Source organism: Sulfuritortus calidifontis (genome assembly GCF_003967275.1).
GTDB classification, from domain to species: Bacteria; Pseudomonadota; Gammaproteobacteria; order Burkholderiales; family Thiobacillaceae; genus Sulfuritortus; species Sulfuritortus calidifontis.
This window is the reverse complement of the sequence record NZ_AP018721.1, coordinates 513,764-526,876: the sequence shown is the minus strand read 5'-3', so window position 1 is coordinate 526,876 and position 13,113 is coordinate 513,764. Positions and strand designations below refer to the sequence as shown.

Below are 13,113 nucleotides of genomic sequence, written 5' to 3'. Positions count from 1 at the left end.
AATCTGGTGACAGTGGCCTCCAAGCTACCGGGAAGCCGAGGCTACCGAATTGATTCAGCTCAATTTTCCTTCTGGCTGGTACGAAACTCCCAGCGCCGACAAGGCTATGCAGACGCCGCCCCGGGCCGATGCTAGCATTCGGCCCTTCCATGCGAATCGAACAAATCCGACAGCGCTTGCGCGAGCATGGCGCCAGACCCTGCCACGAAAGCCGCGTCTTGCGCGCCTGGGCCCAGGTGCGCCCGCTCGACAAGCGCCGGCAAAAGGCCGAGGACTTCCTGCCGCTGGCATTGCGTCATGCCCTCCCCGCGCTCGAAGCGGACCTGGATCGGCTCGCCCGCCTGCATTCCCAGCACGCCGGCGCGGACGGCGCGGCCCGGCTGCTGGTCGAACTGGCCGATGGCCAGACGGTGGAGAGCGTGCTGCTGCCGCGCCAGGGGCTGTGCGTCTCCACCCAGGTCGGCTGCGCGGTCGGCTGCGTTTTCTGCATGACCGGCCAGGGTGGCCTGCTGCGCCAGCTCGGCAGCGCCGAGATCGTCGCCCAGGTCGTGCTCGCCCGCGGCCTGCGCAACGTGAACAAGGTGGTGTTCATGGGCATGGGCGAGCCGGCGCACAACCTGGACAACGTGCTGGAAGCGATCGAACTGCTCGGCACGGCCGGCGGCATCGGCCACAAGAATCTGGTCTTCTCCACGGTGGGCGACCGACGCGTGTTCGAGCGCCTGCCTCTGGGCGCGGTCAAGCCGGCGCTCGCGCTCTCCCTGCATAGCACCAACCCCGACTTGCGCGCCCGGCTGCTGCCGAAGGCACCCCGCATCGACCCGGCCGAACTGGTCGAGCTCGGCGAGCGCTATGCCCGGGCGACGGGCTACCCCATCCAGTACCAGTGGACCCTGCTCGAAGGGGTCAACGACAGCGACGAGGAGGTGGCCGGCATTGTCCGCCTGCTCGCCGGCAAGTATGCGCTGATGAACCTGATCCCCTACAACAGCGTGTCCGGCCTCGGCTTCCGGCGCCCCGCCTGGGAACGCGCTGCCGAGATGGCTCGCCGCCTGCACCGCCAGGGCATCCTGACCAAGCTGCGGCATTCGGCCGGCCAGGACGTCGAAGGCGGCTGTGGCCAGTTGCGGGCGCGCCTGGCTAGCCAACCGGCATGAAAAGGGGCCGCCCGCAGGCGCCCCCAGCCACCTCGCGTGCTGCCGGCCTGCCGCCGCCCACTATGCCTTGAAGTGCGCCACCGCCCGCTGCATGCCGTCGGACAGGCGCTTGAGTTCCACCGAGGTCTCGGTGATGCCGCTGACGACGCCGTGGTTCCGTTCCGCCATCTGAGCGATATGCTCCACGCTGCCGGCGATCTGCTGGGTCGCGCTGTTCTGCTCCCGTGCGGCATGGGCGATCTCGGCAATACGCGCCCCCATCTGGCGGATATTGTCGCTGATCAGGGCCAGGGCCTCACCGACCTCCCGGGCCATGGTCCGCCCCTTGCCGGCCTGCTCCTTGGACAACGTCATGCTGGAGACGGCGACATCGGTTTCCTTCTGCATGCGCTCGATCAGGCTGGCGATTTCCGAGGTCGCCTTGGTCGTCCGCTCCGCCAGCTTGCGCACCTCATCGGCCACCACGGCAAAGCCGCGCCCCTGCTCGCCGGCCCGGGCCGCCTCGATGGCGGCATTCAGCGCCAAGAGATTGGTTTGCTCGGCAATGTCCTGAATCACGCCGACGATGCCGCTGATCTGGCCGGAGTGTTCGGCCAGCGACTGGATATGTTGCGCTGAGCTGTCCACGCTCGAAGCGATCTGCGCCATCTCCTCGGCCGCCCGTTGCACCACCTGCTCACCGGCCTGGGATTCCTCCGTGGCCTTTTCCGATAGCTTCTCCGTCTCCGAGGCATTGTCCGCCACCATGCCGATGCTCACCGCCATCTCTTCCACCGCCGCAGCCATCGAAGCCGCCGCCTCGGACTGCTCGCGGGAGCTGGCCAGCAAACTGTTCAGGGCGGCGGTCATCTCGTCGGAACTGCCGACCACCATGCGCGAGGCATAGCTGATCTCGGTCTCGACGGCCTGGAAGGAATCCATCAGGTTGTTGAACGCCTTGGCCGCCATGGCGATCTCGTCGCTGCCGGCGACATGGGCCCGCAGGCTGAAGTCGCCGCTCTGTTCAACGCCCTGGATGCTGTTGGTCAGGCCCCTGAGCGCCCGCTGGATATGGTTCATCACCCAGAAGCCGAAGAAGATGGTCAGGGCCAGCACGACGAGTCCGACGCCGCCCTGGACGAACAGCGTGATCTTGGCGTGGGCGATGAGTTCATCGCTGCGCGCCTTGATCTTTGCCGCAGCGAAATTTTCCACCTCGTTCAGCAGGTTGATCCGCTCGGTGGCCGACTTGAACCAGGCCTCCGCATCGGGCATCGCGCCCCCTTCGCCGTCGATCGCTTTGCGCATTGCGTCGACGGTGGCGAAGGCCGCGGCCTTGGATTTATCCTGGTAATAGGCCTTGACCTCCGGCGTGGCATAGGCCTCGAACTGCCGGAAATAGGCCTGCTGCTTGGCCAGCAGTTCCCGCCACTTGCGCGCCTGCTCCGGCTCGAACTTGCCCGCCGTCACCACCGCCGTCATCAGCGCCCGCTCCTGCCCGGCATTCTCCTTGCCCAGCATCAGCGCGTTATAGGCGGCGACCGCCAGGGCGATCTTGGCGTCGCTGCTGTGTTCCGCAATGCCTGGGACCGTATTCAGCAACTGGCCGATCAGGCTGGTATAGACGCTGGTCGCGGCAGCAGGGGTGAGGGCAAGCTGGCCGATCTTGTCCCGATGGCCCGGCAGTTGCTCCAGCGCCTGCAAGGCGCCGGCCAAGGATGCCGCCACCGTTTCGGGCATCCGGTCCTTCACCTGGTCGGAGGCCTGACGCAAACCGCCTACCGCCTCATCGCTTTCGCTGCGCGCCGCCTTCACCTCGTTGCCGAAACGCTCTCCGTGCGACTGGACGAAACCGCTGCTCAAGCCGCGCTCGACCTGCAGCTTGTGCACTAGCGCGCCAATGCTGACCGAGACATCCATGCTGCGCCCCAAGGTGGAATATAACTGCCACTCCTCGGCATGCTCCTTGACCACCATGGCCGAATAGACCGCCAGAGCCAGAATAGGGGTAGCCAGCAGATACATGAGTTTGGTGCGCAGGCTCTTGTTCGCCAGCCCCTTGGTCGATTGGCTGAGCGTTTCCTTGAACTGCTTGATGGCGGCGATGGTGCGCTTCGAGGCCAGGTTAAAATCCGAGTTTTCATCGTCGAGCAAGATATTGGCCTGCTTGACCTCGCCATCGCTGATTTTTTGCGCGATGGCGCCGGCACAACGGTGAAAATTGGCATGTTCCGACTTGAGCTGGCTAAAGCCCTCCTTATTGGCAAGCTTCGCCCCTTCGCCATAAATCCACTTGCCAAGGGCGCAAAGACAATCCTTCGAAGCATCGTCCGGGTTAATCGCCTCCATGCCAGCAGCAAAATTGCGCAAACGCACTTTCCACCTGCCATGAGCCGTCACCGCTTCATCCAAAAAATTTTTCTGTTCTGCGGCCATAACCGTCCCCCTGAGTCAGCGATCGAATTGACAACGACACTTGCCATCCAAGCCGGCAATCTATTGGCAATGTCGCCAGAAGTGATTGATTAAAATCAACAAATGATGAATGAGGTTGCGTCGAAACCGCAGCCAGAAAGCCAATCGCCAGACGCTAGACAGCTCCTTCTGCAACGCCCTGTAACAACTTGATGCGTTTGCATACCACCACGACATGGCAGCGAAACGCCGGGCAGTGAGGATGACGTCATCGCCCGCTGGCGATGCAATGCCCCTTGAAACCACACAGGAGTTCACCATGAAAATCACCCTTGCCGCAGTGCTGCTTGCCGCAGCCGCCCTCACCAACGCCGCCTTTGCTGATGACGCCGCCCCGCTGCCGCCGAGCCCGGCCACGCAAGCCTGGCAGCAGATCAGCCTCGAGCAAAAACAGGCCATGAGGGCCGAACACAGGGAGGCCGCCTTGGCCAAAAAAGAGACGCGATCGCAGATGTCGCCCGAAGAAAAGGCCGCGATGCAGCAGAAGATGCACCGCCAGATGGAGATGCGCCACGAACAGCACCAGCATCGCCGTGAAATCGGCCACCGCATGGGCCGCTGAGACGTCCCACCTCCGCACCCAATAAAAAGGCCGCCCGAAGGCGGCCTTTTTGCTGCCAGTTGGCTGCATCTCAACCGGCAGCAGCGATCTCCTCGATCATCGCCCGGTAATCGGCACAAAGCTTCTCGCCGGGATCCAGCTTCTGGATGCGGTCGAGACAGTCGCGGGCCTCGCGCTCCAGGGCGGCCTCTCGGCCGTTCTTCTTCAACAGCAGGATCATGGCGTAGGTCAGGTTGAGCAGCACCCGCTTGTTATTCGGCATCATGCCCTTGGCATTGCGCATGAGCGAAACGGCCTCTTCCAGCTTACCCTCCTTGGCCAGGGCCACGGCCTTGTTGTTGGTCTGCACCACCTCCCGGCGCATGTCCTCGACCATGGCGCCGCCCTGTTCCTCCATGTTGCCCTTGGCGAAGACCCCTTTCACCTGATCGATCAGCGTCTCGTTCTCGTGGTTGTTCTTGACCACGACCTTGAGCAGTTCCGAGGCCGTGTCTTTGTCACCGGTGCCCATGATCAGGTCGGCCGCCTCGAGGGTCACCTGGGCCGGCAGACGGGCCGCCGATTCCTTCATGATCGTGGCCACCTCCGCCGCCAGTTTGCGGGCGTTGTTGAGGTCACCGCTCTTGCTGTAGACCGCGCCTTCGATGATCTTGGCATGCAGAGTCGCCTCTGGGTCGTCGAAGGTTTTGTGCACTTCGCCGAGCAGACGTACCGCCTCGGAGGTATTGCCCTTTTCCGAGCAGACCTTGGCCAGGCCAAGATAGGCCGCAGGCGTCTTCAGGATGGAGTTCTCGCCGAGCGAGATGGTCTTGCGGAAGGCCTTCTCCGCCACCTCGAGATCACCGCGCTTCTGGGCGATCTCGCCCAACGACTTCTGCCGGCTGATCGAGTTGGGCGACAACTCGGCGCTGCGGATCAGCACATATTGGGCCTCGTCGAGTTCGCCGATCTCCTCCAGCATCTTGGCCAGCAGATCGTAGCCTTCCAGATAGGTGCGGCTTTCCTCGACCACCTCGTTCAGCAGACGGCGCGCTTCGTCGTATTCCTTGTTCAGCAGATGGATCTTGGCCAGGCCGGTCTTGGCCCAGGGGATGTCGCGCTGGGCCAGAATCTGCTCGAATACCGCCTTCGCCTTGTCGCGCTGCCCCGACTGCAGCAGGAGGTTGGTCTTCATCCGCAACAAATCCGAGGTATAGCCGGAACGCTCGGCCAGCTTCTGGTCGCACAAGGCGATCGCCTGCTTGTAGTCCTTGGCCTTCACCGCCTTCTCGATATCCAGCAGCGCCGCCTTACGGTCCATCACCTTGGCCAGGCGGGCGCGAACGGTGGCCTCGTTGACCGGCTTGACGATATAGTCGTCCGGCACATACTCCGCCGCGCCGATCACCATTTCCGCGGTTTTCTCGGCCGAGACCACCACCCAGGCCGTTGCCAGGCCGATCAGATTGCGGAACTTGGCCTCCTCCATCACCTGCTGGCCGTTACGACCGAGGCCGAGGTTGTAGTCGCAGAGGACGACGTCGTACTTGTTCTTTTCCAGGATGGAGATGGCCTCGGCGCCGTTCGAGGCGGCGTCGATGTCCTTGGCGCCGCAGGACTTGAGCATCTCCCGGAACATGGAGCGCATGCCCTGGAAGTCGTCGATGATCAGGAACCGTTTGTTGGCGAATGCCGCATGCGTATCGCTGGTAAACACGATCTATCCCTCTCGCCGGTATTCAGGGAAGCCAAAGCACGAAACAACCGCCGCCCAGCCGGCCGCCGTTTTCCAGCCGGATTCGCCCGGCCTGGCCGCGGTTCTTGTGCATCTGGGCGACGAGGGCGGAGAAATAAAGTCCGAGGCCGGTGCTGCCGTCGCCGAAGCTGACGCCGCGGTTGGCGGCATGACCCGCCTCGATCATGGCCTGCGGATAGCCGCTGCCATTGTCCTCGACCCGGATCTCCAGGCCGCCGTCGGCCTCGGCCGCCGAGAGATGGAGTTTGCCGCGGCTGTAGCGCGAGGCATTGTTGAGGGCATGCGAGACCACGCCGGTGACCAGGTCGCGGTCGAAATACCAGTAGAGAGCGGAATCGACATCGATTGCCAGTTCGGCGTTGTGGGTGGACAGCAGGGTTGCGCTCTGCTGTCCGATCTCGACCAGGAATTCCTCAAGCGAATTTTCCGCCAAGTCGAAGGGATAGAACTTCTGGTCGACCTTGTACAGGGTAAGCAGCTGGATGAGGTTGCCGTTGAGGCGCTTCACCTCGTAGAGCATCGGTGCCATCTGCTTGCCCAGGGGGTGCTCGCGCACCTCCGGCTTGTTCAGGTTCTCCTCCATGAAGCCCACCAGGATGTTGAGCGAGTTCTTCATGTCGTGAATCGCCGACGCGAGAAAGGTCGTAATGTCGGGTCGTTCGGTTGTTTCCGTTGGCTCCATCCGCAGTCCCCTTGGCTGTGTCCACCCGATTAAAGCACAGCCCACGACTATTGTTCAGGCAAACCCGGCCCTGACGGCCGCCGCGGCCGCCGCGATCTATGCGCGGCTGCAACACGAAGCAAAAGGCCGCCAGAAGGCGGCCTTTTGTCTTTGGTGGGCCCGCTGGGGCTCGAACCCAGGACCAAAGGATTATGAGTCCTCTGCTCTAACCGACTGAGCTACAGGCCCGGCAGGCAAGCCCGCGCGGCTTATTCGAGGAAGCTGCGCAGGCGCTCCGAGCGGGAGGGGTGGCGCAGCTTGCGCAGCGCCTTGGCCTCGATCTGACGGATGCGCTCGCGGGTGACGTCGAACTGCTTGCCGACTTCCTCAAGGGTGTGGTCGGTGTTCATTTCGATGCCGAAACGCATGCGCAGTACCTTGGCCTCGCGCGGGGTGAGACTGTCGAGGATCTCCTCGGTGACGTTCTGCAGGCTGGAATACAGCGCGGCGTCGACCGGCGCCATGGTCGCCGAGTCCTCGATGAAGTCGCCCAGGTGGCTGTCCTCGTCGTCGCCGATCGGGGTTTCCATCGAGATCGGCTCCTTGGAGATCTTCATGATCTTGCGGATCTTCTCCTCGGGCATCTCCATCTTCAGCGCCAGTGTGGCCGGATCCGGCTCCTGGCCGGTCTCCTGCAGAATCTGGCGGGAGATCCGGTTCATCTTGTTGATGGTCTCGATCATGTGCACCGGGATGCGGATGGTGCGCGCCTGGTCCGCGATGGAGCGGGTGATCGCCTGGCGGATCCACCACGTGGCGTAGGTCGAGAACTTGTAGCCGCGCCGGTATTCGAATTTGTCCACCGCCTTCATCAGGCCGATGTTGCCTTCCTGGATCAGGTCGAGGAATTGCAGGCCGCGGTTGGTGTATTTCTTGGCGATGGAGATCACCAGACGCAGGTTGGCCTCGATCATCTCGCGTTTGGCGCGGCGCGCCTTGGCCTCGCCGGTGGACATCTGCTTGTTGATGTCCTTCAGCTCCTTCACCGGCAGGCCGGCCTTCTCCTGCAACGCCTTGAGTTTTTCCTGGTGCTCGTTGACGTCGTACTGCACGCGCTCCAGGGCGGTACTGTAGCCGTGGCCGGCCTTGATCTCCTTGGCCACCCAGTTGGGGTTGCCCTCGTTGCCCGGGAAGGTCTTGATGAAGTGGGCACGCGGCATGCCGCACTTGGTCACGGCCAGTTCCATGATCGCGCGCTCGTGGCCGCGGATCTCTTCCACCAGATTGCGCAGGCCGTCGCTCAGATTCTCGACCTGGCGCGCGGTGAAACGGATGCCCATCAGGTGGCCGGACAGCTCGTCCTGCAGCTTCTTGTATTGCGGGCTGCTGTAACCATATTTGGTCATGGCGTTGCGCATCTTGTTGTAGCACTTGCGCACGGCGGCAAAGCGCTCCAGGGCATCGGCCTTGAGCTGGGCCAGGTTGGCCGCGCTCATGCCGCCGCTGCCGCCCTCGTCCTCTTCGTCCTCGTCACTCTCGGCCGCCTCGCTCACTTCCTCCTCGGCCATTTCCATGACGATATCGGCGCCGGCGCTGTCCATCAGGCCGTCGACCAGCTCGTCGATGCGCATCTCGTCCTTCTCGACCTTCTCGGCCATCTCCAGGATGTGGGCGATGGTCAGCGGGCAGGCGGAGATGGCCTGCACCATGTGCTTGAGGCCTTCCTCGATGCGCTTGGCGATTTCGATCTCGCCTTCGCGCGTGAGCAGCTCGACCGACCCCATTTCGCGCATGTACATGCGCACCGGGTCGGTGGTGCGACCGAACTCGGCGTCCACGGTCGACAGGGCGGCCTCGGCCTCCTCGGCGGCATCCTCGTCGGCAACCGGCGCCGGGGCCTCGGACATCAGCAGGGTCTCGGCGTCGGGCGCCTCGTCATAGACCTGGATGCCCATGTCGTTGATCATGCTGATCACGCTCTCGATCTGCTCGGCGTCGAGCATGTCGTCCGGCAGGTGGTCGTTGATCTCGGCGTAGGTCAGATAGCCGCGCTCCTTGCCCAGCAGGATCAGGGCCTTGAGCCGGGTGCGGCGGGTCTCGGTGTCCATGCTGGAATTGGCCATGGCGGCCATGGCGACCTGCTCGGCCTTCTTCATGGCGGCCTTGGACAGCTTCTTGCCCTTGGTCAGGGCGGCCAGCTGCTCTTCGGTGGAAGGCGCGGGTGCTGCTTTGTTCTCCTGTACTGCAGTTGCTTGCGGTTTCTTGGTTTCTTTCGACATGGTTCTCTTTTCTGGCACGGCCGCCTTCGGGGCGGGCACGGCGGTTTTATGCGCCGGCACGGCCGCCTTGGCGGGCTGGGCTGGCTTCTTCTTGAGTGCGGCGGCGGGCTTCTTCGCCTGCACGACGGGCTTCTTCGCCGGGGCTGCCGCTTTTTTCACGGCAACGACAGACTTCCCCTTGGCCGGGGCCGTCTTCTTTTGAACTGGAACCTTCTTCGCCGGCTTGGCCTGGGCCTTGACCGGCTTCTTGGCCGGCACGGCCTTCTTCGCCACCACTTTCTTCGCGGCAGGCTTTTTCACCGCCGGCTTTTTCACGGTGGCGGTTTTCTTGGCGGGGGCCGCCACCTTCTTGACCGGCTTCTTGGCGACAGCGGGCTTCTTGGCGAGGACAGCCTTCTTCACCGGCTTTTTGGCCGCAGCGGCCTTGGCAACGGGCTTTTTCACCGCCGTTTTCTTTTGCGCCGCCTTCACTTGCGCGGAGGTCTTCTTGGCGACCGCCTTCTTGACCGGAGCCGCTTTGGCCGCCGTCTTCTTGGCCTGCGTCGCCGGCTTCTTCGCGGATTTCTGGACCGGTCGTGCCGCCTGCTTCTTTGCCGTCGCCATGGTCTCAATACCCCCTGATCGCAAGTGAAACTAAAAAGTTGTGCATTCTATAACAATCAACTAGTTAAGTCACCCTGCCCGGGAGCCGCGTCGGTCGGGGCCAGGGCCGAAAGCTTCTTGGCTTTCAGCGATTCCAGGAAGCGCGCCTTCTCTTCCGGCGTCATCTCGCTCGGCCGCTTATGACTCAGCGTCTTCGCCTGCTGACGGCCGGCCTGTTCCTGCAGGGTGGCCAGGGCACCCAGGAAATCGGCCTCGACATCATGGCCGACCTCTTCCCAAATCAGCACCGCCGCCTCGGCCGCTTCCATCACGGCCTGCTCCGGGCTGTCGCGGAAGCTTTCGACCAGCTGCCGGGCATTGCCGGAATCAGGCCGCTCGCGCAGCAGTGCCACGGCACGGGCCAGGGCGGCCGCCTCGGGGCTGGCGTCCGCCGGCAATTGGGCCGGCAATTGGGCCACGCGCTCCGGCTTGTGGATCAGGGCCTGGAGCACCACGCGGTAAGGGCTGAGCAAGCCGCCACGCTTCGGTATAGACGCTGCCCGCGAACCCGGCGTGAAGCGGGCGCTGTCGCGGCCGGCCTCCCGGCTGGCCATGCCGCTCTGGGCGGCCAGCTGTCGGCGCAGGCTGCGTGCGAGCAGGGGGGCCTTGCGCATCTGGTCGAGATAGGGCTCGGTCAGCTTGACCAAGCGCACCCGGCCTTCGGGGCTGTTGAGATCGGTCTTGGCGCCCATCTCGTCGAGCAGGAACTGCGACAGCGGCACGGCCTTGTCCAGGAGTTGCTCGAAGGCGGCGCGCCCCTGGGCACGGACGAAGCTGTCCGGGTCCTCGCCCTCGGGCAGGAACAGGAAACCCAGGCGCTTGCCGTCGACCACCTGGGGCAGGCTGTTCTCCAGGGCGCGCCAGGCCGCCTTGCGGCCGGCGGCGTCGCCGTCGAAGGCGAAGACGATGGCGTCGGCCAGCCGGAGCAGGCGCTCGACCTGGTCGCTGGTCACCGCCGTGCCCAGGGTGGCCACGGCATTCTCCACCCCGTGCTGGGCGAGCATGACCACGTCCATGTAGCCCTCGACCACGACCACCCGGCCGGCCGCCTGGATCGCGCGGCGCGCTTCAAACAGGCCGTAGAGTTCGCGCCCCTTGTGGAACAGCGGCGTTTCCGGCGAGTTGAGGTATTTGGGCTCACCCTTGTCCAGCACCCGGCCGCCGAAGGCGATGACCTTGCCCCGCTCGTTGCGGATGGGGAACATCACCCGGTGGCGGAAGCGGTCGTAGCGCTTGCCGGCCTCGCCGGCGATGACCAGGCCGGTCTCCTCCAAGGCCTTGTCCTGGTAATCGGCCACCGCCCGCGCCAGCCCCTGCCAATCGTCCGGGGCATAGCCCAGACCATAGCGGGCGGCGGTCTCGCCGGTCAGGCCGCGGTTCTTCAGATAGGCCACCGCCGCCTCGCTCGATTTCAGCTCGCCCTTGTAGAAATGGGCGGCCATTTCCATCAATTCGTAGAGCTGTTCGCGCCGACCGTCTTCCGGGTCGCTGCGACTGCCGTCGTCGGGCACGGTCATGCCGACCCGGCCGGCCAACTCCTTCACCGCCTCGACGAAACCCATGCCGGTGTGCTGCATCAGGAAGGTGATGGCGCTGCCGTGGGCACCGCAGCCGAAGCAGTGATAGAACTGCTTGGTCGGACTGACCGTGAAGGAAGGGGTCTTCTCGTTGTGGAAGGGGCAGCGCGCCTGATAGTTGGCGCCCGCCTTCTTCAGCGGCACATAGCGTTCGACGACATCGACGATGTCGACGCGGTCGAGGAGGGTATCGAGAAAATCCTGGGGAATCATATCGGCCTTCCCAGGATTGTAGACGGGATTTTCAGAGAATCAGCTAAGCGCGGCTTTGACCTGCGCAGACACCGCCTGCATGTCGGCACGGCCGGCCAGCTTCGGCTTGAGCCAGGCCATGACCTTGCCCATGTCCTTGGGGCCGGCGGCGCCGGTCTCGGCCACGGCCTCGCGGATCAGCGCGGCGATCTCGTCGGCGGACAGGGCTCGGGGCAGGTAGGCGGACAGGACGGCCAGTTCGGCCCGTTCCTTGTCGGCCAGATCGGTGCGGCCGGCGCCATCGTATTGGGCGATGGAGTCTCGACGCTGCTTGATCATCTTGTCGATGACCGCAGTGACCCCGGCGTCGTCGAGCGCGATGCGCTCGTCGATCTCTTTCTGCTTGATCGCCGCCAGGAGCAGGCGCACCGTCGACAGGCGCTCGGCCTGCTTGGCCCGCATGGCGGCCTTCATGTCCTCATTGATGCGCTCTTTGAGGGACATGTCGATGCCAACGGAACGAAATCAGTACAGTTTGGGCGGGAGGGTCTGGCTGCGCAGGCGCTTGTGATGGCGCTTGACCGCGGCGGCCAGCTTGCGCTTGCGCTCCTGGGTCGGCTTCTCGTAGAACTCACGGGCGCGCAGCTCGGTCAGCAGACCGGTCTTCTCGATGGTGCGCTTGAAGCGGCGCATGGCGACTTCAAACGGCTCGTTTTCCCTAACGCGTACACTCGGCATGTGAAAAACACCTAAGGCGGTAAAAAAGACCGTGAATTATATCCACTTGGGCGATTCGATCAAGGCAAAATACGGTTTTTTTTGACCCCCGCCCTAAGCCAATGCGTGTCCTCGGCATCGAATCCTCCTGCGACGAGACCGGGCTGGCCCTGTACGACACCGAGGCCGGCCTGCTGGCCCACGCCCTGCACTCCCAGGTCGCCATGCACGCCGAATATGGCGGCGTGGTGCCGGAGCTGGCCTCGCGCGACCACATCCGCCGGGCCCTGCCCCTGCTCAAGCTCGTGCTGACCGAGGCCCGGGTCGAGCTGGCCGACATCGACGCGATCGCCTACACCCAGGGTCCGGGCCTGGCCGGCGCCCTCTTGGTCGGCGCCAGCATCGCCAGCGGCCTCGCCCTGGCCCTGGGCAAGCCGACCATCGGCATCCATCACCTGGAAGGCCATCTGCTCTCGCCCCTGCTCTCCGAGCCGCGGCCCGAGTTCCCCTTCGTCGCCCTGCTGGTCTCCGGCGGCCATACCCAGCTGATGCGGGTGGACGGGGTCGGCCGCTATGAACTCCTGGGCGAGACCGTGGACGACGCCGCCGGCGAGGCCTTCGACAAGACCGCGCAACTGCTGGGCCTGGGCTATCCCGGCGGCCCGGCCCTGTCCAAGCTGGCCGAGCAGGGCGACGCCTATCGGTTCAAGCTGCCCCGGCCCATGCTCAACAGCCACAACCTGGACTTCAGCTTCGCCGGACTCAAGACCGCGGCCCTCACCCTGGTACGCAAGGAAGGCATGGCCGCGGCGGCCGACATCGCCGCCGGCTTCCAGGCGGCCGCGGTGGAGGTGCTGGCCGCCAAGTGCCTGGCGGCCCTGAAACAGACGGGGCTGCAGCGGCTGGTGGTGGCCGGCGGCGTCGGCGCCAACCGCAGCCTACGCAGCCGGCTCGACGCCGAGGCCGAGCAGAAACGGTTTGCGGTGTTCTACCCGCCGCTGGCGCTGTGCACCGACAACGGCGCCATGATCGCCTTCGCCGGCGCCATGCGCCTGGCCGAGGCCCGGAGCCGCGACGGCCGCTTCACCGTGAAGCCGCGCTGGGATTTGGGCAGCCTAAGCGCACCGCGTGCCTGAA

The 13,113-nt window shown here is 64.4% G+C and carries 10 protein-coding genes, 1 tRNA gene and 1 pseudogene; 3 read left to right on the top strand and 9 right to left on the bottom strand.

Annotated features, from left to right (window positions below; all coding sequences use genetic code 11):
* Positions 1-149 precede the first annotated feature (149 nt).
* A complete protein-coding gene (locus tag EL388_RS02925; protein ID WP_126459338.1) occupies positions 150-1,157 on the top strand; it encodes an RNA methyltransferase in 1,008 nt (335 codons plus the stop codon).
* 60 nt (positions 1,158-1,217) lie between these two features.
* Here EL388_RS02925 and EL388_RS02920 read toward each other — a convergent pair whose 3' ends face one another.
* Positions 1,218-3,290 (bottom strand): methyl-accepting chemotaxis protein, encoded by a 2,073-nt coding sequence (locus EL388_RS02920; protein ID WP_232019163.1) that lies wholly within the window; start codon positions 3,288-3,290, stop codon positions 1,218-1,220.
* A 102-nt stretch (positions 3,291-3,392) separates the two neighbouring features.
* Positions 3,393-3,485 (bottom strand): annotated as a pseudogene (locus tag EL388_RS14395) (hypothetical protein); the annotation flags it as partial.
* Between the two features lie 355 nt (positions 3,486-3,840).
* Between EL388_RS14395 and EL388_RS02915 the strand changes: the two are divergent.
* Positions 3,841-4,173, top strand: a complete 333-nt coding sequence (locus tag EL388_RS02915; RefSeq protein WP_126459333.1) for a hypothetical protein — start codon at positions 3,841-3,843, stop codon at positions 4,171-4,173.
* Between the two features lie 70 nt (positions 4,174-4,243).
* On the opposite strand, the gene EL388_RS02910 is transcribed toward EL388_RS02915, so the two are convergent.
* The 7 genes from EL388_RS02910 to rpsU all read right to left on the bottom strand — a co-directional run bounded on the left by EL388_RS02910 (position 4,244) and on the right by rpsU (position 11,997).
* Entirely contained in the window at positions 4,244-5,869 is a 1,626-nt protein-coding gene (locus EL388_RS02910; protein WP_126459330.1) for a tetratricopeptide repeat-containing response regulator, read from the bottom strand.
* 22 nt (positions 5,870-5,891) lie between these two features.
* Positions 5,892-6,524, bottom strand: a complete 633-nt coding sequence (locus EL388_RS02905) for a sensor histidine kinase (RefSeq protein ID WP_232019161.1) — start codon at positions 6,522-6,524, stop codon at positions 5,892-5,894.
* A gap of 217 nt (positions 6,525-6,741) precedes the next feature.
* Positions 6,742-6,818, bottom strand: a tRNA-Ile gene (locus EL388_RS02900).
* Between the two features lie 20 nt (positions 6,819-6,838).
* Positions 6,839-8,848 carry an RNA polymerase sigma factor RpoD gene (gene rpoD / locus EL388_RS02895; RefSeq protein WP_197721847.1) on the bottom strand — a complete coding sequence of 670 codons (2,010 nt, stop codon included), beginning with the start codon at positions 8,846-8,848 and terminating at the stop codon, positions 6,839-6,841.
* Between the two features lie 659 nt (positions 8,849-9,507).
* On the bottom strand, positions 9,508-11,280 hold the full coding sequence (dnaG, locus tag EL388_RS02890; protein ID WP_126459321.1) for a DNA primase: 1,773 nt from the start codon (positions 11,278-11,280) through the stop codon (positions 9,508-9,510).
* A 39-nt stretch (positions 11,281-11,319) separates the two neighbouring features.
* On the bottom strand, positions 11,320-11,763 hold the full coding sequence (locus EL388_RS02885) for a GatB/YqeY domain-containing protein (protein WP_126459318.1): 444 nt from the start codon (positions 11,761-11,763) through the stop codon (positions 11,320-11,322).
* A gap of 21 nt (positions 11,764-11,784) precedes the next feature.
* A complete protein-coding gene (rpsU, locus tag EL388_RS02880) occupies positions 11,785-11,997 on the bottom strand; it encodes a 30S ribosomal protein S21 (RefSeq protein WP_126459315.1) in 213 nt (70 codons plus the stop codon).
* A 101-nt stretch (positions 11,998-12,098) separates the two neighbouring features.
* Between rpsU and tsaD the strand changes: the two genes are divergently transcribed.
* Entirely contained in the window at positions 12,099-13,112 is a 1,014-nt protein-coding gene (gene tsaD, locus EL388_RS02875; protein WP_126459312.1) for a tRNA (adenosine(37)-N6)-threonylcarbamoyltransferase complex transferase subunit TsaD, read from the top strand.
* Position 13,113: the final 1 nt, after the last annotated feature.

Bases quoted from the DNA above. Each gene is read 5' to 3' on its own strand.
- EL388_RS02915 (WP_126459333.1), top strand. From the start codon at position 3,841: ATGCCCCTTGAAACCACACAGGAGTTCACCATGAAAATCACCCTTGCC.
- dnaG (WP_126459321.1), bottom strand. From the start codon at position 11,280: ATGATTCCCCAGGATTTTCTCGATACCCTCCTCGACCGCGTCGACATC.
- tsaD (WP_126459312.1), top strand. From the start codon at position 12,099: ATGCGTGTCCTCGGCATCGAATCCTCCTGCGACGAGACCGGGCTGGCC.
- rpoD (WP_197721847.1), bottom strand. From the start codon at position 8,848: ATGTCGAAAGAAACCAAGAAACCGCAAGCAACTGCAGTACAGGAGAAC.
- EL388_RS02925 (WP_126459338.1), top strand. From the start codon at position 150: ATGCGAATCGAACAAATCCGACAGCGCTTGCGCGAGCATGGCGCCAGA.
- EL388_RS02885 (WP_126459318.1), bottom strand. From the start codon at position 11,763: ATGTCCCTCAAAGAGCGCATCAATGAGGACATGAAGGCCGCCATGCGG.
- EL388_RS02905 (WP_232019161.1), bottom strand. From the start codon at position 6,524: ATGAAGAACTCGCTCAACATCCTGGTGGGCTTCATGGAGGAGAACCTG.
- rpsU (WP_126459315.1), bottom strand. From the start codon at position 11,997: ATGCCGAGTGTACGCGTTAGGGAAAACGAGCCGTTTGAAGTCGCCATG.